Consider the following 19933-nt stretch of genomic DNA (forward strand, 5'->3'; position numbering starts at 1 on the left):
TCGTGGCCGAAGCCTACATCCTGACCAAGGACGAAGGTGGCCGTCACACGCCGTTCTTCACCAACTACCGTCCGCAGTTCTACTTCCGCACGACCGACGTGACTGGCATCGTGTCGCTGCCGGAAGGCACCGAGATGGTGATGCCGGGCGACAACATCACCGTCGATGTCGAGCTGATCGTGCCGATCGCCATGGAAGAGAAGCTGCGCTTCGCCATCCGTGAAGGCGGCCGCACCGTCGGTGCCGGCATCGTCGTCACCATCAAAGAGTAATTTGGACTTAAACCGATCTGTCGCGGGCGCTGCCCGCGCCGCGCCAGAACAAGGAAGTGACGCATGAACGGACAGAATATCCGCATCCGCCTGAAGGCGTTTGACCACCGCGTGCTCGACGCGTCGACGAAGGAAATCGTGTCGACGGCCAAGCGTACCGGTGCCAACGTCCGCGGGCCCATTCCGCTGCCGACGCGGATCGAAAAGTTTACGGTCAACCGGTCGCCTCACGTTGACAAGAAGAGCCGCGAGCAGTTCGAGATGCGCACGCACAAGCGTCTGCTCGACATCGTCGATCCGACCCCGCAGACGGTCGATGCTTTGATGAAGCTCGATCTGGCCGCCGGTGTCGACGTCGAGATCAAGCTCTAAGGGAATGAGAGCGCGGTAAGGGGCGGTGCCCCTGGCCCGGAACTCTAAAGGAATTGAACCGATGCGTTCAGGTGTGATTGCAAAGAAGGTGGGAATGACCCGCATCTACAACGATGCCGGGGAACATGTTCCCGTCACCGTTCTCCAGATGGAGAACTGCCAGGTCGTGGCCCAGCGCACGCAAGAGAAGAATGGCTACACCGCCGTTCAGCTCGGCGTTGGCCTTGCCAAGGTGAAGAACACGTCGAAGGCGATGCGCGGCCATTTCGCGACCGCTTCCGTCGAGCCGAAGGCGAAGGTCGCCGAGTTCCGCGTCTCCGCCGACAACATGATCGACGTCGGCGCCGAGATCACCGTCGAGCATTTCGTCGCCGGCCAGAAGGTCGATGTGACGGGCACGACGATCGGCAAGGGTTTCCAGGGCGTCATCAAGCGCCACCACATGGGCGGTGGCCGCGCGACGCACGGTAACTCGGTCTCGCACCGTACGCACGGTTCGACCGGCCAGCGCCAGGACCCGGGCAAGGTGTTCAAGGGCAAGCATATGGCTGGCCACATGGGCGACACCCGCGTCACCACGCAGAATGTCGAGATCGTCTCGACCGACGCCGACCGCGGCCTGATCCTGATCCGCGGTGCGGTTCCCGGATCGAAGGGCGCCTGGATCCTGGTCCGCGATGCGGCCAAGGTGGCACTGCCGGCCAATGCGCCGAAGCCTGCCGCGATCCGCGCCGTTGCGGCAGCTGCTAAGAACGAGGCTCCGGCCACAGAGGGAGCGGAATAATGGATCTCAAGATCACAACGCTTGGCGGCAAGGACGCCGGCAAGGTGAAACTCTCCGAGGAGATTTTCGGCCTTGATCCGCGCGAGGACATCCTGCAGCGCGTCGTGCGCTGGCAGCTCGCCAAGAAGCAGCAGGGCACGCACAAGGCCAAGGGCCGCGCCGAGATCGCGCGTACCGGCGCCAAGATGTACAAGCAGAAGGGTACGGGCCGCGCCCGCCACCATTCGGCACGCGCTCCGCAATTCCGCGGCGGCGGCAAGGCCCACGGCCCGGTCGTTCGCAGCCACGAGCACGAACTGCCGAAGAAGGTTCGCGCTCTCGGGCTGAAGCATGCCCTCTCGGCCAAGGCCAAGAGCGCGTCGATCATCATCATCGACGAGCTGAAGCTGACCGAGGCCAAGACGAAGGCGCTGATCGCGAATTTCGCGACGCTGGGCCTGACCAACGCCCTGCTGATCGGCGGTGCCGAGCTTGACAAGAATTTCAAGCTCGCAGCGACGAACATCCCCAACATCGACGTGCTGCCCATCCAGGGCATCAACGTCTACGACATTCTGCGCCGCGGCACGCTGGTCCTTTCGAAGGCCGCCGTCGAGGCTCTCGAGGAGCGCTTTAAATGACCGACCTTCGTCATTATGACGTGATCGTCTCGCCGGCGATCACCGAAAAGTCGACCATGGCCTCCGAGCAGAACCAGGTCGTCTTCAACGTCGCCAAGAAGGCGTCGAAGCCGGAAATCAAGGCCGCCGTCGAAGCGCTGTTCGGCGTCAAGGTGATGGCCGTGAACACGCTTGTCCGCAAGGGCAAGATCAAGCGCTTCCGTGGCACGGTTGGCCGCCAGAGCGACGTCAAGAAGGCGATCGTGACGCTGGCAGATGGCCAGTCGATCGACGTCGCGACGGGTCTCTGAGCAAGGCCGCGAGGACAACAAACATGGCACTGAAAAAATTCAACCCGGTAACGCCCAGCACCCGTCAGCTGGTCATCGTCGACCGCTCCGGCCTCTACAAGGGCAAGCCCGTCAAGGGTCTGACCGAAGGCCTGACCAAGTCGGGCGGCCGCAACAACCACGGCCGCATCACCGCCCGCTTCATCGGCGGTGGCCACAAGCGTTCGTACCGCATCATCGACTTCAAGCGCCGCAAGTTCGACGTTGTCGGCACGGTCGAGCGCATTGAATACGATCCGAACCGCACCGCCTTCATCGCGCTGATCAAGTATGACGATGGCGAGCTGTCCTACATCATCGCTCCGCAGCGTCTGGCTCCCGGCGACAAGATCGTCTCCGGCGAAGCGGTCGACGTGAAGCCGGGCAATGCGATGCCGCTGGCCTCGATGCCGGTCGGCACCATTGTCCACAACATCGAGTTGAAGCCGGGCAAGGGCGCTCAGGTCGCCCGTTCGGCCGGTGGTTATGGTCAGCTGGTCGGTCGTGACCAGGGCATGGCGATCCTGCGCCTCAACTCGGGCGAGCAGCGTGTCGTTCACGGCTCTTGCATGGCTACTGTCGGCGCCGTGTCCAATCCGGACCACGGCAACATCAATGACGGCAAGGCCGGTCGCACGGTCTGGCGTGGCAAGCGTCCGCACAATCGCGGCGTGACCATGAACCCGGTTGACCATCCGCACGGCGGCGGTGAAGGCCGCACCTCGGGTGGCCGCCATCCGGTTTCGCCTTGGGGCAAGCCGACCAAGGGCAAGAAGACGCGGTCCAACAAGGCGACCGACAAGTTCATCCTGCGCTCGCGCCATCAGCGCAAGAGCTAAGAAGAGGTAACGCCAAGTGACTCGTTCGATTTGGAAAGGCCCCTTCATTGACGGCTACCTTCTCAAGAAGGTGGACAAGGTTCGTGAAGGTGGTCGCAATGAGGTGATCAAGATGTGGAGCCGTCGCTCCACCATCCTGCCGCAGTTCGTCGGCTTCACCTTCGGTGTCTACAACGGCCAGAAGCATGTTCCCGTCTCGGTGAACGAGGACATGGTCGGTCACAAGTTCGGTGAATTCGCTCCGACCCGGACCTATTACGGTCACGGCGCGGATAAGAAGGCGAAGAGGAAATAATCATGGGCAAGGCCAAAGCTCCGCGCAGGCTTGCTGATAACGAAGCGCGCGCCGTGTTGCGCACGATCCGTATCAGCCCGCAGAAGCTGAACCTGGTTGCCGCGCTGATCCGCGGCAAGAAGGTCGCGACAGCGCTTTCCGATCTCGAATTCTCGGCCAAGCGGATTTCCGGCACGGTCAAGAAGACGCTGGAATCGGCAATCGCCAACGCGGAAAACAACCACGACCTGGATGTCGATGCACTGATCGTGGCGGAAGCCTATGTCGGCAAGTCGATCGTCATGAAGCGGTTCCATGCCCGTGGCCGTGGTCGCGCCAGCCGTATCGAGAAGCCGTTCTCGCACCTCACGATCGTCGTTCGTGAAGTCGAAGAAAAAGGGGAGGCCGCATAATGGGCCAGAAAGTCAATCCGATCGGTCTTCGCCTCGGCATCAACCGCACCTGGGATTCGCGCTGGTTCGCGAACACCGGCGAGTACGGCAAGCTGCTGCATGAGGACATCAAGATCCGCAAGTATCTCGAGAAGGAGCTCAAGCAGGCTGCCATCTCGAAGGTCGTGATCGAGCGTCCGCACAAGAAGTGCCGCGTCACCATCCACGCCGCGCGCCCGGGTCTGATCATCGGCAAGAAGGGCGCCGACATCGAGAAGCTTCGCAAGAAGCTGATGGAGATGACGAAGTCCGAGACGCACCTCAACATCGTTGAAGTGCGCAAGCCGGAAATCGACGCGACCCTGGTCGCCCAGTCGATCGCCCAGCAGCTCGAGCGTCGTATCGCGTTCCGCCGCGCCATGAAGCGTGCCGTTCAGTCGGCCATGCGCCTCGGTGCCGAAGGCATTCGCATCAACTGTGCCGGCCGTCTCGGCGGCGCCGAGATTGCGCGCATGGAATGGTATCGCGAAGGCCGCGTGCCGCTGCATACGCTGCGTGCTGACGTCGACTACGGCACTGCCGAAGCGCACACCGCTTATGGCATCTGCGGCGTCAAGGTCTGGGTGTTCAAGGGCGAGATCCTCGAGCACGACCCGATGGCTTCGGAGCGTCGTGCGACCGAAGGCGATGCTGCGCATGGCGGTGGTGGTGATCGCGAACGCGGTCGTCGTCGCGAAAACGCCTGAGACATTTAGGAATTTGGAGTTAGAACGATGCTGCAGCCAAAGCGCACAAAGTTCCGCAAGCAGTTCAAGGGCCGTATCCATGGTACCGCAAAGGGCGGCACCAATCTGGATTTCGGCGGTTTCGGGCTGAAGGCGCTTGAGCCGAACCGCGTTACCGCGCGCGAGATCGAGGCGGCACGCCGCGCGATCACGCGTGAAATGAAGCGCGCTGGTCGCGTCTGGATCCGTATTTTCCCGGACGTGCCGGTCACTTCGAAGCCGACCGAAGTCCGCATGGGTAAGGGCAAGGGCGCGGTCGACTACTGGGCGGCGCGCGTCAAGCCGGGCCGCATCATGTTCGAGATCGACGGCGTCAATGAAGAAACCGCCCGTGAGGCACTGCGTCTCGGCGCGGCCAAGCTCTCGGTCAAGACGCGCTTCGTGCAGCGCATCGCAGAATAAGGACGGGCTGATCATGAAAGCCGAAGACATCCGGACCAAGACCCAGGACCAGCTGACCGACGACCTGGCCAGCCTGAAGAAGGAGCAGTTCAACCTGCGCTTCCAGAAGGCCACCGGCCAGCTTGAGAAGACCGCGCGCGTGAGACAGGTCCGTAAGGACATTGCGCGTATCAAGACCATCGCTGCGGAAAAGTCCGCGGCTAAGAAGGCTTAAGGACGAAAACCATGCCAAAGCGCATTCTGCAGGGCACCGTCGTCAGCGACAAGAACGAGAAGACGGTTGTCGTCAAGGTCGAACGGCGCTTCACGCATCCCGTGATGAAGAAGACCGTGCGCATGACCAAGAAGTACAAGGCGCACGACGAGAACAACGCCCACAAGGTTGGCGATCAGGTGTTCATCCAGGAATCGAAGCCGATTTCCAAGGACAAGCGCTGGATCGTCGTGTCTTCGGACCAAGCCTGACCTCGGGCGTAAACAACGAATTTTGGACAGACCGGGGAGGGGCTTTGAGCCCATCCCGTTAGAAAAGAAGAAGGCGGCCAGTCATGATTCAGATGCAAACAAACCTCGACGTCGCGGATAATTCCGGCGCCCGTCGTGTCATGTGCATCAAGGTGCTGGGCGGCTCGAAGCGGAAATACGCTTCCGTGGGCGACATCATCGTGGTGTCGATCAAGGAAGCCATCCCGCGCGGCCGCGTGAAGAAGGGCGATGTGATGAAGGCGGTCGTGGTTCGCACGGCCAAGGACATCCGCCGCCCGGACGGCAGCGTGATCCGTTTCGACAAGAACGCGGCCGTTCTCGTCGACAACAAGAAAGAGCCGATCGGCACGCGTATCTTCGGACCGGTTCCGCGCGAACTCCGCGCCAAGAACCACATGAAGATCATCTCGCTCGCGCCTGAAGTGCTGTAAGGAGCCGGACCAATGCAAAAGATTAGAAAAGGCGACAAGATCGTCGTGCTGGCCGGCAAGGACAAGGGCCGTTCGGGCGAAGTCCTCTCGGTACAGCCGAAGGAAGACACCGCGCTGGTGCGCGGCGTCAACATGATCCGTCGTCACCAGAAGCAGTCCCAGTCCCAAGAGGGCGGGATCATCACCAAGGAAGCGCCGATCCAGCTGTCGAACATCGCGCTGGCCGACCCCAAGGATGGCAAGCCGACCCGCGTCGGTTTCATCTTCCAGAAGGACGGCAAGAAGGTGCGCGTCGCCAAGCGCTCGGGAGAAGTCATCAATGGCTAAGGCTCAAACCACGAAGCCCAAGGCTGAAAGCAAACAGTCCAAGGCCCAGAACACGCCACGCCTGAAGCAGGTCTACAACGAGACCATCCGCAAGGCGCTGCAGGAACAGTTCGGCTACGACAACGAGATGCAGGTTCCCCGCATCGACAAGATCGTGCTGAACATGGGCGTTGGCGAAGCGACCGCGGATTCGAAGAAGCCTTCGATCGCGGCCGAGGACCTGGCGATGATCGCCGGGCAGAAGGCCGTCGTCACCCGCGCCCGCAACTCGATCGCCGGCTTCAAGGTCCGCGAGAAGATGCCGATCGGCGCCAAGGTCACGCTGCGCAAGGAACGCATGTACGAGTTCCTCGACCGCCTCGTGAACATCGCACTGCCGCGCGTCCGCGACTTCCGCGGACTGAATCCGAAGAGCTTCGATGGCCGTGGCAACTACGCCATGGGCATCAAGGAACACATCGTGTTCCCGGAGATCAACTACGACAAGGTTGATCAGATCTGGGGCATGGACGTCATCGTTTGTACGACTGCGAAGACGGACGACGAAGCCAGGGCATTGCTCAAGGCCTTCAACTTCCCCTTCCGCCAGTAACGGCAGCGAGAAAAGGAAAAATCTGAAATGGCAAAGACCAGCTCAGTCGAGAAGAACAACAGGCGCCGCAAGCTTGCCGACCAGTACGGTCCCAAGCGGGCTGCCCTCAAGGCGATCATCATGGATCAGTCCAAGCCGATGGAAGAGCGCTTCCGCGCTCAGCTGAAGCTTGCTGCCCTGCCGCGCAACTCGGCCAAGATCCGCATCCGCAACCGCTGCGAAGTCACCGGTCGTCCGCGTGCCTACTATCGCAAGCTCAAAGTATCGCGCATCGCGCTTCGTGATCTCGGCAACAACGGCCAGATCCCGGGCCTGGTCAAGTCGAGCTGGTAAGGAGGACATAACATGTCATTGAGCGATCCTCTCGGCGATATGCTGACCCGCATCCGCAACGCGTATGGCCGCAAGAAGTCGAGCGTTTCGACGCCGGCTTCGCGCCTGCGCACCCGCGTCCTCGACGTGCTGAAGGCTGAAGGCTATATCCGCGATTACAGCCAGACCGACTTCGACAACGGCAAGTCCGAAATCGAGATCGAGCTGAAGTATTTCGACGGCGCGCCGGTCGTGCGCGAAATCGCCCGCGTCTCGAAGCCAGGCCGCCGCGTCTATGTTTCGGCCAAGTCGATTCCGCAGGTCGCCAACGGCCTCGGCATCGCCATCCTTTCGACACCGAAGGGCGTGATGGCCGACCACGAAGCGCGTGAACAGAACGTCGGCGGTGAAATCCTCTGCCAGATCTTCTGATCTGGCGTGTGATCGGAAAAAGTGGAATCCGGTCTTCGGGATCATCCCCGAAGACAGAGACCTGAAACAAGAGAAGTGACGAGGACAACAAAATGTCTCGTATTGGAAAGAAACCCGTTTCGCTGCCGCAGGGCGTGACCGCGACCGTCAACGGCCAGACCGTGACGGCGAAGGGCCCCAAGGGTGAGCTGAAGTTCGTGGTGAACGACGAAGTTCTGGTCAAGATGGAAGGCAGCGAGATCGCTGTCCAGCCGCGCGACCAGACCAAGACCGCCCGCTCCAAGTGGGGCATGTCGCGCACGCAGATCGTCAACATCCTGCAGGGCGTCAAGGACGGTTTCGAGAAGAAGCTCGAGATCACCGGCGTCGGCTATCGCGCGGCACTTCAGGGCAAGAACCTGCAGCTGGCACTTGGCTTCAGCCATGACGTCGTCTACGAGACGCCGCAGGGCATCACGATCACCGTGCCGAAGCCGACCGAAATCACCGTGGCAGGCATCGACAAGCAGCAGGTCGGCCAGGTTGCGGCCGAAATTCGCGAATACCGCGGCCCCGAGCCTTACAAGGGCAAGGGCGTCCGTTACGCTGGCGAGAAGATCGTCCGCAAGGAAGGCAAGAAGAAATAGTCGTGAATGGTGAATGGTGAATGGTGAAATGGCAGTAGGGTAGAGCAGGGGCCGGGTGGCACTCCGCTTCTACCGTTCACCATTTTTCCATTCACCATTCACTGCAAATCAACGCCGCGGGGAGCGGTCGCGGGAGGCGCTTTCGCCTACCGCACATGACGGCCCCCGTTTTTTGAAGGCAAGGAAGACTATCATGGGTACTAAGGAATCCACGCAGCGCCGTGCGCAGCGCGTCCGCCGCCAGATCAAGAAGGTCGCCGGCCAGCGTCCGCGTCTGTCTGTTCACCGCACGTCGAAGAACATCTATGTGCAGGTCATCGACGACGCCAAGGGCCACACCATCGTCGCTGCTTCGACGCTCGAGAAGGACCTCAAGGGTTCGCTCAAGACCGGCGCCGACACCGCCGCCGCCGCCGCGATCGGCAAGCTGATCGCCGAGCGCGCCACCAAGGCTGGCGTCAAGGAAGTCGTCTTCGACCGCGGTGCTTACATCTATCACGGCCGCGTCAAGGCGCTCGCCGAGGCTGCCCGCGAAGGTGGTCTGAGCTTCTAAAATTTCGCCCCCGGTGACCCACAGAGGCACCGGATCTTATCAGCAACCGTGCTTCCGGAAAAAAACAAGGAACAGGATATGGCACAGGAACGTAGGGATGGCGGCCGTGGCCGCGATCGTGAAGAACGCGATGACGGCATGGTGGACAAGCTCGTCCACATCAACCGCGTCGCCAAGGTCGTCAAGGGCGGCCGTCGCTTCGGTTTTGCAGCGCTCGTCGTCGTCGGCGACCAGAAGGGCCGCGTCGGCTTTGGTCACGGCAAGGCGCGCGAAGTGCCGGAAGCTATCCGCAAGGCAACCGAATCGGCCAAGCGCGACATGATCTTCGTGCCGCTGCGCTCGGGCCGCACGCTGCACCACGACGTCGAAGGACGCTGGGGCGCCGGACGCGTGCTGCTGCGCGCTGCAAAGCAGGGTACCGGCATCATCGCCGGTGGTCCGATGCGCGCTGTCTTCGAGACGCTCGGCATGCATGACGTGGTCGCCAAGTCGATGGGTTCGTCGAACCCTTACAACATGGTTCGCGCCACTTTCGACGCGCTGAAGAGCCAGATGCATCCCAAGGATGTGGCTGCTGCTCGCGGCATCAAGTATTCGACCCTTCAGGCCCGCCGCGGCACCGCCGTTGCGGCTGAAGAATAGTCGATCTGACCAGGGATTTTGACCATGGCCAAGAAAGCAACCAAGACCATCACCGTTGAGCAGATCGGTTCGCCGATCCGCCGTCCGAAGGAACAGCGCGCGACGCTGGTCGGCCTCGGCCTCAACAAGATGCACAAGCAGCGCACGCTGGAAGATACGCCCTCCGTGCGCGGCATGATCGCTGCCGTCCAGCATCTCGTCCGCGTTGTGGACGAGGGCTGAGCCAGAGCGCAGGAGAACTCAGATGAAACTCACCGATCTGCGTGACAATGACGGCGCGACGCACTCCAAGAAGCGTCTCGGCCGTGGTATCGGCTCAGGCTCCGGCAAGACCGGCGGTCGCGGCGTCAAGGGCCAGAAGGCGCGCTCCGGCGTCGCCATCAACGGCTTCGAGGGTGGCCAGATGCCACTCTACCGGCGCCTGCCGAAGCGTGGCTTCAACAACATCTTCGCCAAGAGCTTCACCGTCGTCTCGCTAGCCCGCATCCAGGTGGCCATCGACGCCAAGAAGCTCGACGCCAAGGCAACCGTGACGGCCGAATCGCTGGTTGCCGCCGGCGTCATCCGCCGCGTCAAGGACGGCGTGCGCATCCTCTCGGACGGCGAGATCAAGGCGAAGCTCGCCTTTGACGTTGCCGGCGCCTCCAAGGCCGCGATCGAGAAGATCGAAAAGGCCGGCGGCTCGGTCAAACTGCCGGAAAAGGCAGCTGCCGAATAACGGCAATTTGATGCGCGATCGGCAGGAGTGGGATCGGTTTTTGCTCACGATTGCGCTTTGATCTGCCTAATCAAGCGGCCGCATCCACGCGGCCGCTTGCATGTTTAGAGCCCGGAGCTTATCTCGTGAGCTTCGGTGAAACGCACCGCCTGACCTCAAGGGCCATCAAGCGTTACCAAGCGGAGAATCAGGCATGGCTTCGGCTGCTGAACAATTAGCCTCGAATCTGAATTTCTCGGCCTTCGCCAAAGCGGAGGATCTGAAGAAACGCATCTGGTTCACGATCGGCGCGCTGCTGGTCTATCGCCTCGGCACCTATATTCCGCTTCCCGGCATCAACCCCGACGCCTTCGCCCAGGCCTTCTCCTCGCAGAGCAAGGGCGTGCTGGGCATGTTCAACATGTTCGCCGGCGGCGCCGTACAGCGCATGGCGATCTTTGCACTCGGCATCATGCCTTACATCTCCGCCTCCATCATCATGCAGCTGATGACCTCGGTCATCCCTTCGCTGGAATCGCTGAAGAAGGAAGGCGAACAGGGCCGCAAGGTCATCAACCAATACACGCGCTACGGCACCGTGCTGCTTGCGCTGGTTCAGGCCTATGGCATTTCGGTGGGCCTGGAGAACGGCAACGGCATCGTCAGCGATCCCGGCATGTTCTTCCGCATCTCGACCGTCGTCACGCTGGTCGGCGGCACCATGTTCCTGATGTGGCTCGGCGAGCAGATCACCGCTCGCGGCATCGGTAACGGCATTTCGCTCATCATTTTCTCCGGCATCGTCGCCGGCCTGCCGCATGCCATCTCCGGCACGCTTGAGCTTGGCCGCACCGGCGCGCTGTCGACCGGCCTGATCCTGGCGATCATCGTGCTCGCCATCGTCGTCATCGCCTTGATCGTGTTCTTCGAGCGCGCCCAGCGCCGCTTGCTGATCCAGTATCCGAAGCGCCAGGTCGGCAACCGGATGTTCCAGGGCGATACCTCGCACTTGCCGCTGAAGCTCAACACGTCGGGCGTCATTCCGCCGATTTTCGCCTCGTCGCTGCTGCTGCTGCCGGCCACGGTCGCCGGCTTCTCGCAGACGACGAACATGCCGGCCTGGGCAAGCACGATTCTGGCCTCGCTCGGCCACGGCCAGCCGCTCTACATGGCGTTCTACGCGGCGATGATCGTGTTCTTCGCCTTCTTCTACACTGCGATTGTCTTCAACCCGAAGGACACCGCCGACCAGCTCAAGAAGCATTCCGGCTTCATCCCGGGCTATCGTCCGGGCGAGCGCACCGCCGATTATATCGACTACGTTCTCACCCGCATCACCGTCGTCGGCGCCATCTATCTGGTGCTGGTGTGCCTGCTGCCGGAGTTCCTTATCTCGGCGACTGGCGTACCATTCTACCTTGGTGGCACATCGCTTCTGATCGTGGTCAGTGTCACGCTCGATACGGTTGCGCAGATTCAGGGTCACCTGATTGCGCACCAGTATGAAGGCCTGATCAAGAAGTCGAAGCTGCGCGGGGGGAAGAAAGCCAGATGAGGTTGATATTGCTTGGGCCGCCAGGGGCGGGCAAGGGGACACAAGCACAAAGACTGGTAGAAAAACACGGCATACCCCAGCTTTCGACGGGCGACATGCTGCGTGCTGCTGTCCAGGCTGGCACCGAAGTCGGCAAGCGCGCCAAGGCGGTAATGGATGCCGGTGAGCTGGTGTCCGACGCCATCGTCAACGCGATCGTCGCCGAGCGTATCGATCAGGCCGACTGCGCCAATGGGTTCATCCTCGACGGATATCCGCGGACGCTGGTGCAAGCGGACGCGGTCGAGCAGATGCTTTCGAAACGCTCCCAGGGGCTCGATGCCGTCATTGAGCTTGTCGTTGACGATAAGGCGCTGATCGGCCGGATCGTTAAGCGCGCCGACGAGGCACAGGCAGCTGGTCTGCCTGTTCGCAAGGACGACAATCCGGCCGTGTTCGAGGAGCGTCTGCGAGAGTACTACAAGAAGACGTCGCCTCTGATTGGCTACTACTATGCCAAGGGCAAGCTCCGGAGCGTCGACGGCATGGCCGATATCGATGCGGTGACGGAGCAGATCCAAGCGGTGCTCAGGAACGCAACGCGGGGAAATTAACGATTGCACTTGACGGAGGCGGTTCGCTGCGGTATGGCGGCCCGTCTTCCTATCAGGCATGGACTTTGCTTGTCCGCAAGGGCAAGGCAGTCGCTTTGAACTGGAAACTCCCGCATGGGCCGGCCTCCACCGGACGCGGGGCAACTTAAGATAGCGCCGGACCCGCCTTTCTGAAGGTTGGCCGGCCCACATGGAGAAGAGAAGAACATGGCTCGTATAGCCGGCGTCAACATTCCGACCAACAAGCGCGTCGTCATCGCGCTTCAGTACATTCACGGCATTGGCAAAAAGTTCGCCCAGGAGATCGTCGACAAGGTCGGCATCCCGGCCGAACGTCGCGTCAACCAGCTCACCGACGCGGAAGTGCTGCAGATCCGCGAAGCCATCGACCGTGATTATCAGGTCGAGGGCGACCTGCGTCGCGAAGTCTCGATGAACATCAAGCGGCTCATGGACCTCGGCTGCTACCGTGGCCTGCGTCACCGCCGCTCGCTGCCGGTCCGCGGCCAGCGCACGCATACCAATGCGCGCACCCGCAAGGGTCCGGCCAAGTCGATCGCCGGCAAGAAGAAGTAAGCGAGCGAATAGCGAGTAGCCAATAGCGAGTAGGAATCCCTATTCGCTATTCCCTACTCACTACTCGCTCTCCAGGTGGAGCCGCTGGCATTACGGCGGTGTAGAGATCAACTGAAAGGACCATCATGGCCAAGGAAGCCGCCCGTGTTCGCCGTCGCGAACGCAAGAACATCTCGTCGGGCGTTGCCCACGTCAATTCGACCTTCAACAACACGATGATCACCATCACCGACGCACAGGGCAATTCGATTGCCTGGTCGTCGGCCGGTGCCCAGGGCTTCAAGGGTTCGCGCAAGTCGACCCCGTTCGCTGCCCAGATGGCTGCCGAAGATGTTGCCAAGAAGGCCCAGGAACACGGCATGCGCATGCTCGAAGTCGAGGTCTGCGGACCTGGCTCGGGTCGTGAATCGGCGCTGCGCGCCCTGCAGGCGGCCGGCTTCACCATCACATCGATCCGTGATGTGACGCCGATCCCGCACAACGGGTGCCGCCCGCGCAAGAAGCGCCGCGTCTAAGCAATTTACCGAACGTCGCGCGAGCGCCCTTGGGGCGCTCCTCCACGGCATTCCAGGTCGCCCGCCACGATTGGATGGTGGCGGGTCAACGGAAGGAAAGCATCATGATCCAGAAAAATTGGCAGGAACTGATCAAGCCGAACAAGATCGAGTTCTCGTCGAAGAAGAAGACTCTGACCACGCTGGTCGCCGAGCCGCTCGAGCGTGGCTTTGGCCTGACGCTGGGCAACGCGCTGCGTCGCGTGCTTTTGTCTTCGCTGCGCGGTGCGGCCGTTACCGCCGTGCAGATCGACGGCGTTCTGCATGAATTCTCGTCCATCGCCGGCGTGCGCGAGGACGTGACCGACATCGTCTTGAATATCAAGGAAATCGCTATCCGCATGGAAGGCGATGGCCCCAAGCGCATGGTCGTTCGCAAGCAGGGACCGGGTGCGGTTCTCGCCGGCGACATCCAGACGGTTGGCGACGTCGAGATCCTCAACCCCGACCACGTCATCTGCACGCTCGACGAGGGTGCGGAAATCCGCATGGAATTCACCGTCGACACCGGCAAGGGTTACGTGCCGGCCGACCGCAACCGCGCCGAAGACGCTCCGATCGGTCTTATCCCGGTCGACAGCCTCTATTCGCCGGTCAAGAAGGTCTCCTACAAGGTCGAGAACACCCGCGAGGGCCAGGTTCTCGACTATGACAAGCTGACCATGACGATCGAGACCGACGGTTCGATCACCGGCGAGGACGCGGTGGCTTTCGCCGCCCGCATCCTGCAGGACCAGCTTGGCCTGTTCGTCAACTTCGACGAGCCGCAGAAGGAAGTCGCCACCGAGGCCGTCACCGAGCTCGCCTTCAACCCGGCGCTGCTCAAGAAGGTCGACGAGCTCGAGCTTTCGGTGCGTTCGGCCAACTGCCTGAAGAACGACAACATCGTCTATATCGGCGACCTGATCCAGAAGACCGAAGCCGAGATGCTGCGCACCCCGAACTTCGGCCGCAAGTCGCTGAACGAGATCAAGGAAGTCCTGGCGGCGATGGGCCTGCACCTCGGCATGGAAGTGCCGGACTGGCCGCCGGAAAACATCGAAGACCTCGCCAAGCGTTACGAAGATCAATATTGAGCATGAATTCCAAGGATCGGCGGCGTGGGCCGCTCGATCCGACGGTCATGCGGAAAACCATCAGGGGCCTCGGCCTCTTGAACAACTGAAGAAGGAAAAGAGCCATGCGCCACGGTTTCAAAGGCCGTCGCTTCGCCCGAAGCATTAGCCATCGCAAGTCGATGTTCGCCAACCTCGCCGTGTCGCTGCTCGAGCATGAGCAGATCGTCACCACCCTGCCGAAGGCGAAGGATTTGCGTCCGATCGTCGAGAAGCTGGTGACGCTCGGCAAGCGCGGCGACCTGCACGCCCGCCGCCAGGTGATCGCGCAGATCGGCAATGAAGGCGTCGTCAAGCGCCTGTTCGACACCATCGCCCCGCGCTACGCCACCCGCAATGGAGGCTATCTGCGCATCATGAAGGCGGGCTTCCGCCACGGCGACAACGCCGCCATGGCCGTCATCGAGTTCGTCGATCGCGACACGTCGGCCAAGGGCGCTGGCGACCGCGCCCGCATCGAAGCCGAAGGCACCGAAGCGGACGCCGCAGCCGCATAAGGCTCGGTCTATCCTGGAATTCAAAGGGGCCTGCGGGCCCCTTTTTGTTTCTGAAAGTAGAAACTTGCGGCCAGAGCCGATTTCTGGCCGGAACCAAGGGTCTTTGGCCGAAATAATCGGATTTCGGCGGCTTAGCCTTTCATTTTGCACAATCGTCGGGACAATGGCCCCGAACTCGCCTTGGAGGATTCGTGAATGCGCGCCAACCGACTGTCCCTTGTTCTGCTCTTCGCCATGACGGCGTTTGCGGCCGCACCGGTGGTCAGGCAGGCATTGGCCGAGGAGACCAAGACCGATCCCGGCCTGTCGGACGTGCTGACCGATCTGCTGCATGGCGTCGAAGGCGAGAATGCGACGTCCGGCCCCGACAAGCGCGTGCCGTTCGGCCGCGAAGAAGTGCAACTGTCGTTCGCTCCGCTGGTCAAGCAGACGGCACCGGCCGTAGTCAATGTCTATGCCTCGCAGACCGCCAAGGTGACGTCGCCCTTCGACGGCGATCCGTTCTTCGAGGAATTCTTCGGCCGCTCGCAGCCGCGCGCCCAGTCGTCGCTCGGCTCCGGCGTGCTGGTCGACCCAACCGGCGTCGTAGTCACCAATTACCACGTCATCAAGGATGCCGATCAGGTCAAGGTGGCGACCGCGGACGGGCGTGAATTCGACAGCAAGGTGCTGCTCAAGGACGAGACGTTCGATCTTGCCGTGCTCAAGATCGCCTCCGACAAGCCGTTTCCGGTGATTGCCATCGGCGATTCCGACGCGCTTGAGGTCGGCGATCTGCTGCTGGCCATAGGCAACCCCTTCGGTGTCGGCCAGACCACCACCAGCGGCATCGTCTCGGCACTTGCCCGCAGCCATATCGGCGTGTCGGATTCCAGCTTCTTCATCCAGACCGACGCCGCCATCAACCCCGGCAATTCCGGCGGCGCCCTGATCAACATGGGCGGCCAGCTCGTCGGCATCAACACGGCCATCTACAGCCGCGGCGGTGGTTCGATCGGCATTGGCTTCGCCATTCCCTCGAACATGGTTCGCGCCTTCGCCGACGCCGCCAAGGCTGGGCTCGACTTCTTCGAGCGGCCCTATATCGGCGCCGAATTTGAAGCGGTGACGCCGCAGATCGCCGAATCGCTCGCCATGGAAAAGCCGACCGGTGCATTGGTCTCGTCGGTCGAGGCGACCGGACCGGCCGCCAAGGCGGGGCTCAAGCCCGGCGACGTCGTGCTGCAGCTCAATGGCAAACCGGTCGAGAGCATCGAAGCGCTGGACTACCGGATGGCGACGTTGTCGATCGGCACCACCGCCAATTTCGCCGTTCTGACCAAGGGCCAGCAGGCGGCGATGGACATCGCGCTGGAGCGCGCTCCGGAAGGCATGAAGGCTGCCGAAGTGACTTTGCATGGCCGCAGCCCTTTTTCGGGCGCCAAGGTCGCGGAACTGTCGCCCCGGCTCGCCCAGCGGCTCGGCCTGCGCACTGATATCAAAGGTGTCACTGTGGTGGATATCAACCGCGATTCGCCGGCCGCCGATTTCGGCTTCCAGCCGGGCGATATCGTGCGCGAGGTGAATGGCACCACCATCGACACCGCGGCGACCCTGGAACTGGCGGCCAAGACTGATACGCGCTGGTGGCGCTTTACGGTCGAGCGCGGCGGGCAGATACTGCGTCAGGTGTTGCGTTATTAGGGCACAGCCCCGAGCGTCAGGGCTCATGCTCCAACGAAAAGAAGTGCATGGCCGATCTGTTCAGCGTCGATGAACCGGAAAAAGCGTCGCCCGGGCGGCCGCTGGCCGACAGGCTGCGGCCAAGAAACCTTGGCGAGGTCGTCGGCCAGGAGCATCTGACCGGCCCTGACGGCGCGCTGACCCGTTTGATCGGTTCCGGCTCGCTTGGCTCGATGATCTTCTGGGGACCGCCCGGCACCGGCAAGACGACGGTGGCGCGGTTGCTGGCCGGCGAAACCAGTCTCGCCTTCGAGCAGATATCGGCGGTGTTTTCCGGCGTCGCCGATCTGAAAAAGGTGTTCGAGACAGCCAAGCTGCGCCGCGCCAAGGGCCGCCAGACCTTGCTGTTCGTCGACGAGATCCACCGCTTCAACCGCGCCCAGCAGGACAGTTTTCTCCCTGTCATGGAGGACGGAACCGTCGTGCTGGTTGGCGCCACGACCGAGAATCCATCCTTCGAGCTGAATGCCGCTTTGCTGTCACGCGCGCGCGTCCTGGTCTTCCATTCGCTTGGCGAGGAGAGCATCGCCAAGCTGATGGCGCGGGCCGAGGAAACCGAGGGCAGGGCGCTGCCGCTCGACGAGGAGGCGCGGGCCATGCTGATTCGCATGAGCGATGGCGACGGCCGGGCGTCGCTCACCCTCGCAGAGGAAGTCTGGCGAGCGGCAAAGCCCGGCGAGGTCTTCGGTCCCGAGGGGCTGCAGCGCATCGTCCAGCGCCGTGCACCGATCTACGACAAAGGCCAGGACGGCCACTACAATCTGATCTCGGCGCTGCACAAATCGGTGCGTGGTTCGGACCCTGACGCGGCCCTCTATTATCTTGCGCGCATGTTCGATGCCGGCGAGGATCCGCTTTATCTCGGCCGCCGGCTGGTGCGCATGGCCATGGAAGATATCGGCCTTGCCGACCCGCAGGCGCTGGTCGTCGCCAACGCCGCCAAGGACGCCTACGATTATCTCGGCTCGCCCGAGGGCGAACTGGCTTTTGCCGAGGCCGCCGTCTATCTCGCAACCGCGCCCAAATCCAACGCCGTCTACAACGCGTTCAAGGCAGCCACGCGGGCCGCGAAGGAACACGGCTCGCTGCTGCCGCCCAAGCACATCCTCAACGCACCGACGAAGCTGATGAAGGAGGAGGACTACGGTGCCGGCTACCGGTATGATCATGACGAGCCGGACGCCTTTTCGGGCCAGGACTATTTTCCGGAGAAGATGGGCCGCCAGACCTTTTATGATCCGCCCGAGCGCGGCTTCGAGCGCGACATCAGGAAGCGGCTCGATTATTGGGCGAAGCTGCGCAAGGAGCGGGGATAGCAGGCTTGCGTGCCCGGTCTCGTCACGCGTCGAAACGAGGTCTCGCCATGGGGCGTTTCCGCGGCGGTCGTTCTCGCCGCGACGCTGGCTTGATGCCGTTGCCGAAGCGGCCATGGACCAGATACGCCGCTGGCGGGCGGATAATCAGCCGGAGCGGATCGTGCCCGACGCAATCTGGTCCCCGGGGAAATGGCACGAGCTTGGCCTGCCGGTGGTGCATTGACCGAAACTGGTGGGCTTCACCAGGCAGCCAGCCGGCCGCGATAGCAGGGGCCGTTGTGTGGTAACCCAAAAAACCTTATCAAGGCGCACGACCGGGCGGTGGTCGTTGCCGTGATTTGGGCACCTCATTCGCAACAGGATCGCGCGTCGCGCGTGGAAAAATGACAAAAACCCTTCGCAAAACCCTTCGCAAATTCGCCATTGCCATCCCGCTTCTCGCCCTTGGCTTCTATTTCATTCCCATCCTGACGACCATCTTCATCGTTTGCGGCCTGATCGACGTGCTGCGCAACGATCGCAAGGATCTATCGCTGTTCAGCGGTTACTTCCTCGGCAACGGCCTGTTCACCTGGCTGCTTTCGCCGTTCAATCTGCTGGTCGACCTTGTGTGCTACAGAAATCCGGGCGTCTGGAAGCTCGAGCAGTTTCCCGCCGACTATCAGCGCGAGGTCAATGAAGTCCTGGACATCTTCAAGGCGCGCAAGGACGAGATCATCGCCGACATCGACGCCAATTTCGGCGCCGGCCGGCGCGGCATGTATGTCTACCAGTGGTACGGCAAGCACAAAATCGACAACGTCGCCGAGTTCAATAAGGATTTCAAATACATCAAGACCATCGCCGTTTCCGTCTTCAGCAAGCGCGAATCGACCTCCTGGCACTTCGGCCCGCTGCGGCTCAGCTTGCGCATCCTATACAATCTGGTCCCGGTGAAATCGGAGATCTTCGTCGAGTGCGGCAACGTCAAGAACTACTGGTACGACAACCCGCTGTTCATTTTCGACGACACCCTGCTGCACCGCTCGGTCAACGAATATGACGGCCGCCGCTACTGCGTGTTCATGGACATCATCCGTCCGTCCCCTGTTCCCGGCCTGATCGCGGCCATGCTCGCCATCGTCTCGGTGAGCGTCGAGCGCATCAATTCCATGTTCTACAAGAACTGGAAGATGATCGGTTCGACCAAGGCGAAGAAGACCGAGACGACCTGAGCTTAAATTTGTGAATACTCCACCGCCTAAAGGCGGTGGCTTCAAGTTACGGCTTAAAGCCGGATCGGTCCGCCGTCCGGCGGACAGGGCGCGAACTCACGTCACGTTGAAGTTGTCGTCGGGCTCGGGCGGCTCCTGGTTCATGATGTATTCGGCCCACATCTCGTCGGTCACATTCCCGCTGCTCACCACCCAATAGCCTCTCGCCCACAGGTGCTGGCCCCAGTAGCGCTTGCGCAGTATTGCGAACTCGCTCAGCAGCTTGTGCGAGCTGCGCCCCTTCAGGTGCTGCACCGCGCGCGACACCGACAGCCGCGGCGGGATCGACACCAGCATATGCACATGGTCGCGGTTGATCGAGCCGGCATGCACAACCATCTCGTGCGCGCGCGCCGTCTCGCGCAGCAACTCCCGGCACCGGTTTCCAACGTCGCCGCCAAGCACCGCGTAACGGTACTTCGTCACCCAAACCAGGTGATACTTGCAGTCCCAAACCGTGTGGCTGCCACGCTTGTACGCTTCCATCCAGCCAGTCTACACGGCAAGCGCCGCGATCCCAGCCGCCTAAAGGCGTGGGGTTTCCTGATCCCCTATCGGGGACTCTAAATGCTGCTGGCTTCGCTGGCGGCATTTAGGCACATTTAT

32 protein-coding genes are annotated in these 19933 nt (G+C 61.8%); 31 read left to right on the top strand and 1 reads right to left on the bottom strand.

Annotated elements, in window-relative coordinates:
* The 31 genes from NKJ89_RS29310 to NKJ89_RS29460 all read left to right on the top strand — a co-directional run.
* Positions 1-272, top strand: a 272-nt coding sequence (locus NKJ89_RS29310) for an EF-Tu C-terminal domain-related protein (RefSeq protein WP_502904177.1), incomplete at its 5' end; no start/stop codon positions are given.
* Between the two features lie 63 nt (positions 273-335).
* Positions 336-644, top strand: coding sequence for a 30S ribosomal protein S10 (rpsJ, locus tag NKJ89_RS29315; RefSeq protein ID WP_010909272.1), 309 nt, complete (start codon positions 336-338; stop codon positions 642-644).
* A gap of 61 nt (positions 645-705) precedes the next feature.
* Positions 706-1428: a 50S ribosomal protein L3 gene (gene rplC / locus NKJ89_RS29320; RefSeq protein ID WP_023757978.1), complete on the top strand. Its 723-nt coding sequence runs from the start codon at positions 706-708 to the stop codon at positions 1426-1428.
* Positions 1428-2048 carry a 50S ribosomal protein L4 gene (gene rplD, locus NKJ89_RS29325; RefSeq protein WP_023757977.1) on the top strand — a complete coding sequence of 207 codons (621 nt, stop codon included), beginning with the start codon at positions 1428-1430 and terminating at the stop codon, positions 2046-2048. Before rplC ends, rplD begins: the two co-directional genes overlap by 1 nt.
* Entirely contained in the window at positions 2045-2338 is a 294-nt protein-coding gene (locus NKJ89_RS29330; RefSeq protein ID WP_023757976.1) for a 50S ribosomal protein L23, read from the top strand. The genes rplD and NKJ89_RS29330 overlap by 4 nt, the downstream gene beginning before the upstream one ends.
* A gap of 23 nt (positions 2339-2361) precedes the next feature.
* A complete protein-coding gene (gene rplB / locus NKJ89_RS29335) occupies positions 2362-3195 on the top strand; it encodes a 50S ribosomal protein L2 (RefSeq protein ID WP_027026960.1) in 834 nt (277 codons plus the stop codon).
* A 16-nt stretch (positions 3196-3211) separates the two neighbouring features.
* Positions 3212-3490: a 30S ribosomal protein S19 gene (gene rpsS / locus NKJ89_RS29340; protein ID WP_006205463.1), complete on the top strand. Its 279-nt coding sequence runs from the start codon at positions 3212-3214 to the stop codon at positions 3488-3490.
* A 2-nt stretch (positions 3491-3492) separates the two neighbouring features.
* A complete protein-coding gene (rplV, locus tag NKJ89_RS29345; protein WP_006205462.1) occupies positions 3493-3882 on the top strand; it encodes a 50S ribosomal protein L22 in 390 nt (129 codons plus the stop codon).
* Positions 3882-4607 carry a 30S ribosomal protein S3 gene (gene rpsC / locus NKJ89_RS29350; RefSeq protein ID WP_023672753.1) on the top strand — a complete coding sequence of 242 codons (726 nt, stop codon included), beginning with the start codon at positions 3882-3884 and terminating at the stop codon, positions 4605-4607. The genes rplV and rpsC overlap by 1 nt, the downstream gene beginning before the upstream one ends.
* Before the next feature lie 27 nt (positions 4608-4634).
* A complete protein-coding gene (gene rplP, locus NKJ89_RS29355) occupies positions 4635-5048 on the top strand; it encodes a 50S ribosomal protein L16 (protein ID WP_013531427.1) in 414 nt (137 codons plus the stop codon).
* Positions 5049-5061: 13 nt separating this feature from the next.
* The gene (gene rpmC, locus NKJ89_RS29360) at positions 5062-5262 is read left to right on the top strand and encodes a 50S ribosomal protein L29 (protein ID WP_006205459.1); all 201 of its coding nucleotides are present in this window, start codon (positions 5062-5064) and stop codon (positions 5260-5262) included.
* 11 nt (positions 5263-5273) lie between these two features.
* The gene (gene rpsQ, locus NKJ89_RS29365) at positions 5274-5513 is read left to right on the top strand and encodes a 30S ribosomal protein S17 (protein ID WP_010909280.1); all 240 of its coding nucleotides are present in this window, start codon (positions 5274-5276) and stop codon (positions 5511-5513) included.
* A gap of 83 nt (positions 5514-5596) precedes the next feature.
* Positions 5597-5965, top strand: a complete 369-nt coding sequence (gene rplN, locus NKJ89_RS29370; RefSeq protein WP_006205457.1) for a 50S ribosomal protein L14 — start codon at positions 5597-5599, stop codon at positions 5963-5965.
* A 12-nt stretch (positions 5966-5977) separates the two neighbouring features.
* Entirely contained in the window at positions 5978-6292 is a 315-nt protein-coding gene (rplX, locus tag NKJ89_RS29375; protein WP_352607661.1) for a 50S ribosomal protein L24, read from the top strand.
* Positions 6285-6884 (top strand): 50S ribosomal protein L5, encoded by a 600-nt coding sequence (gene rplE / locus NKJ89_RS29380; protein WP_013531429.1) that lies wholly within the window; start codon positions 6285-6287, stop codon positions 6882-6884. The genes rplX and rplE overlap by 8 nt, the downstream gene beginning before the upstream one ends.
* A 27-nt stretch (positions 6885-6911) precedes the next feature.
* Positions 6912-7217, top strand: a complete 306-nt coding sequence (gene rpsN, locus NKJ89_RS29385; RefSeq protein ID WP_010909282.1) for a 30S ribosomal protein S14 — start codon at positions 6912-6914, stop codon at positions 7215-7217.
* Between the two features lie 12 nt (positions 7218-7229).
* Positions 7230-7628, top strand: coding sequence for a 30S ribosomal protein S8 (gene rpsH / locus NKJ89_RS29390; protein ID WP_013531431.1), 399 nt, complete (start codon positions 7230-7232; stop codon positions 7626-7628).
* Between the two features lie 92 nt (positions 7629-7720).
* Positions 7721-8254 carry a 50S ribosomal protein L6 gene (gene rplF / locus NKJ89_RS29395; protein ID WP_013531432.1) on the top strand — a complete coding sequence of 178 codons (534 nt, stop codon included), beginning with the start codon at positions 7721-7723 and terminating at the stop codon, positions 8252-8254.
* A gap of 193 nt (positions 8255-8447) precedes the next feature.
* Complete coding sequence (gene rplR / locus NKJ89_RS29400) at positions 8448-8807, top strand: 50S ribosomal protein L18 (RefSeq protein WP_352607663.1); 360 nt, start codon at positions 8448-8450, stop codon at positions 8805-8807.
* A gap of 78 nt (positions 8808-8885) precedes the next feature.
* A complete protein-coding gene (gene rpsE / locus NKJ89_RS29405) occupies positions 8886-9449 on the top strand; it encodes a 30S ribosomal protein S5 (protein ID WP_006333394.1) in 564 nt (187 codons plus the stop codon).
* Positions 9450-9473: 24 nt separating this feature from the next.
* On the top strand, positions 9474-9671 hold the full coding sequence (rpmD, locus tag NKJ89_RS29410; protein WP_006205449.1) for a 50S ribosomal protein L30: 198 nt from the start codon (positions 9474-9476) through the stop codon (positions 9669-9671).
* A gap of 22 nt (positions 9672-9693) precedes the next feature.
* Complete coding sequence (gene rplO / locus NKJ89_RS29415) at positions 9694-10167, top strand: 50S ribosomal protein L15 (RefSeq protein ID WP_023757971.1); 474 nt, start codon at positions 9694-9696, stop codon at positions 10165-10167.
* Between the two features lie 193 nt (positions 10168-10360).
* Entirely contained in the window at positions 10361-11701 is a 1341-nt protein-coding gene (secY, locus tag NKJ89_RS29420; protein WP_023757970.1) for a preprotein translocase subunit SecY, read from the top strand.
* Complete coding sequence (locus NKJ89_RS29425; RefSeq protein WP_352607665.1) at positions 11698-12294, top strand: adenylate kinase; 597 nt, start codon at positions 11698-11700, stop codon at positions 12292-12294. The genes secY and NKJ89_RS29425 overlap by 4 nt, the downstream gene beginning before the upstream one ends.
* Positions 12295-12501: 207 nt before the next feature.
* The gene (rpsM, locus tag NKJ89_RS29430; protein WP_023757968.1) at positions 12502-12870 is read left to right on the top strand and encodes a 30S ribosomal protein S13; all 369 of its coding nucleotides are present in this window, start codon (positions 12502-12504) and stop codon (positions 12868-12870) included.
* A gap of 125 nt (positions 12871-12995) precedes the next feature.
* A complete protein-coding gene (gene rpsK, locus NKJ89_RS29435) occupies positions 12996-13385 on the top strand; it encodes a 30S ribosomal protein S11 (RefSeq protein WP_006205444.1) in 390 nt (129 codons plus the stop codon).
* Positions 13386-13489: 104 nt separating this feature from the next.
* The gene (locus NKJ89_RS29440) at positions 13490-14500 is read left to right on the top strand and encodes a DNA-directed RNA polymerase subunit alpha (protein WP_352487615.1); all 1011 of its coding nucleotides are present in this window, start codon (positions 13490-13492) and stop codon (positions 14498-14500) included.
* A gap of 104 nt (positions 14501-14604) precedes the next feature.
* A complete protein-coding gene (gene rplQ, locus NKJ89_RS29445; protein ID WP_027044984.1) occupies positions 14605-15036 on the top strand; it encodes a 50S ribosomal protein L17 in 432 nt (143 codons plus the stop codon).
* 195 nt (positions 15037-15231) lie between these two features.
* Positions 15232-16719 carry a Do family serine endopeptidase gene (locus NKJ89_RS29450; protein ID WP_352607667.1) on the top strand — a complete coding sequence of 496 codons (1488 nt, stop codon included), beginning with the start codon at positions 15232-15234 and terminating at the stop codon, positions 16717-16719.
* 47 nt (positions 16720-16766) lie between these two features.
* On the top strand, positions 16767-18074 hold the full coding sequence (locus NKJ89_RS29455) for a replication-associated recombination protein A (RefSeq protein WP_352607669.1): 1308 nt from the start codon (positions 16767-16769) through the stop codon (positions 18072-18074).
* A 383-nt stretch (positions 18075-18457) separates the two neighbouring features.
* Positions 18458-19288 carry an aspartyl/asparaginyl beta-hydroxylase domain-containing protein gene (locus tag NKJ89_RS29460; protein ID WP_023757964.1) on the top strand — a complete coding sequence of 277 codons (831 nt, stop codon included), beginning with the start codon at positions 18458-18460 and terminating at the stop codon, positions 19286-19288.
* 96 nt (positions 19289-19384) lie between these two features.
* Here the strand turns inward: NKJ89_RS29460 and tnpA are convergent, their stop codons facing one another.
* Positions 19385-19813 (bottom strand): IS200/IS605 family transposase, encoded by a 429-nt coding sequence (gene tnpA, locus NKJ89_RS29465; protein ID WP_352607671.1) that lies wholly within the window; start codon positions 19811-19813, stop codon positions 19385-19387.
* Positions 19814-19933: the final 120 nt, after the last annotated feature.

The organism is Mesorhizobium sp. M0047 (assembly GCF_040323315.1).
Lineage (GTDB): Bacteria > Pseudomonadota > Alphaproteobacteria > Rhizobiales > Rhizobiaceae > Mesorhizobium.

Bases quoted from the DNA above. Each gene is read 5' to 3' on its own strand.
- tnpA (WP_352607671.1), bottom strand. From the start codon at position 19,813: ATGGAAGCGTACAAGCGTGGCAGCCACACGGTTTGGGACTGCAAGTAT.
- rpmC (WP_006205459.1), top strand. From the start codon at position 5,062: ATGAAAGCCGAAGACATCCGGACCAAGACCCAGGACCAGCTGACCGAC.
- rplN (WP_006205457.1), top strand. From the start codon at position 5,597: ATGATTCAGATGCAAACAAACCTCGACGTCGCGGATAATTCCGGCGCC.
- secY (WP_023757970.1), top strand. From the start codon at position 10,361: ATGGCTTCGGCTGCTGAACAATTAGCCTCGAATCTGAATTTCTCGGCC.
- NKJ89_RS29425 (WP_352607665.1), top strand. From the start codon at position 11,698: ATGAGGTTGATATTGCTTGGGCCGCCAGGGGCGGGCAAGGGGACACAA.
- NKJ89_RS29455 (WP_352607669.1), top strand. From the start codon at position 16,767: ATGGCCGATCTGTTCAGCGTCGATGAACCGGAAAAAGCGTCGCCCGGG.
- rpsJ (WP_010909272.1), top strand. From the start codon at position 336: ATGAACGGACAGAATATCCGCATCCGCCTGAAGGCGTTTGACCACCGC.
- rplV (WP_006205462.1), top strand. From the start codon at position 3,493: ATGGGCAAGGCCAAAGCTCCGCGCAGGCTTGCTGATAACGAAGCGCGC.
- rpsC (WP_023672753.1), top strand. From the start codon at position 3,882: ATGGGCCAGAAAGTCAATCCGATCGGTCTTCGCCTCGGCATCAACCGC.
- NKJ89_RS29450 (WP_352607667.1), top strand. From the start codon at position 15,232: ATGCGCGCCAACCGACTGTCCCTTGTTCTGCTCTTCGCCATGACGGCG.
- rplB (WP_027026960.1), top strand. From the start codon at position 2,362: ATGGCACTGAAAAAATTCAACCCGGTAACGCCCAGCACCCGTCAGCTG.
- rplQ (WP_027044984.1), top strand. From the start codon at position 14,605: ATGCGCCACGGTTTCAAAGGCCGTCGCTTCGCCCGAAGCATTAGCCAT.
- rplP (WP_013531427.1), top strand. From the start codon at position 4,635: ATGCTGCAGCCAAAGCGCACAAAGTTCCGCAAGCAGTTCAAGGGCCGT.
- rpsN (WP_010909282.1), top strand. From the start codon at position 6,912: ATGGCAAAGACCAGCTCAGTCGAGAAGAACAACAGGCGCCGCAAGCTT.
- rplR (WP_352607663.1), top strand. From the start codon at position 8,448: ATGGGTACTAAGGAATCCACGCAGCGCCGTGCGCAGCGCGTCCGCCGC.
- rpsE (WP_006333394.1), top strand. From the start codon at position 8,886: ATGGCACAGGAACGTAGGGATGGCGGCCGTGGCCGCGATCGTGAAGAA.
- NKJ89_RS29330 (WP_023757976.1), top strand. From the start codon at position 2,045: ATGACCGACCTTCGTCATTATGACGTGATCGTCTCGCCGGCGATCACC.
- rplO (WP_023757971.1), top strand. From the start codon at position 9,694: ATGAAACTCACCGATCTGCGTGACAATGACGGCGCGACGCACTCCAAG.
- rplD (WP_023757977.1), top strand. From the start codon at position 1,428: ATGGATCTCAAGATCACAACGCTTGGCGGCAAGGACGCCGGCAAGGTG.
- rpsM (WP_023757968.1), top strand. From the start codon at position 12,502: ATGGCTCGTATAGCCGGCGTCAACATTCCGACCAACAAGCGCGTCGTC.
- rplE (WP_013531429.1), top strand. From the start codon at position 6,285: ATGGCTAAGGCTCAAACCACGAAGCCCAAGGCTGAAAGCAAACAGTCC.
- rpmD (WP_006205449.1), top strand. From the start codon at position 9,474: ATGGCCAAGAAAGCAACCAAGACCATCACCGTTGAGCAGATCGGTTCG.
- NKJ89_RS29460 (WP_023757964.1), top strand. From the start codon at position 18,458: ATGACAAAAACCCTTCGCAAAACCCTTCGCAAATTCGCCATTGCCATC.
- rpsQ (WP_010909280.1), top strand. From the start codon at position 5,274: ATGCCAAAGCGCATTCTGCAGGGCACCGTCGTCAGCGACAAGAACGAG.
- rplF (WP_013531432.1), top strand. From the start codon at position 7,721: ATGTCTCGTATTGGAAAGAAACCCGTTTCGCTGCCGCAGGGCGTGACC.
- rplX (WP_352607661.1), top strand. From the start codon at position 5,978: ATGCAAAAGATTAGAAAAGGCGACAAGATCGTCGTGCTGGCCGGCAAG.
- rpsH (WP_013531431.1), top strand. From the start codon at position 7,230: ATGTCATTGAGCGATCCTCTCGGCGATATGCTGACCCGCATCCGCAAC.
- rpsK (WP_006205444.1), top strand. From the start codon at position 12,996: ATGGCCAAGGAAGCCGCCCGTGTTCGCCGTCGCGAACGCAAGAACATC.
- rplC (WP_023757978.1), top strand. From the start codon at position 706: ATGCGTTCAGGTGTGATTGCAAAGAAGGTGGGAATGACCCGCATCTAC.
- NKJ89_RS29440 (WP_352487615.1), top strand. From the start codon at position 13,490: ATGATCCAGAAAAATTGGCAGGAACTGATCAAGCCGAACAAGATCGAG.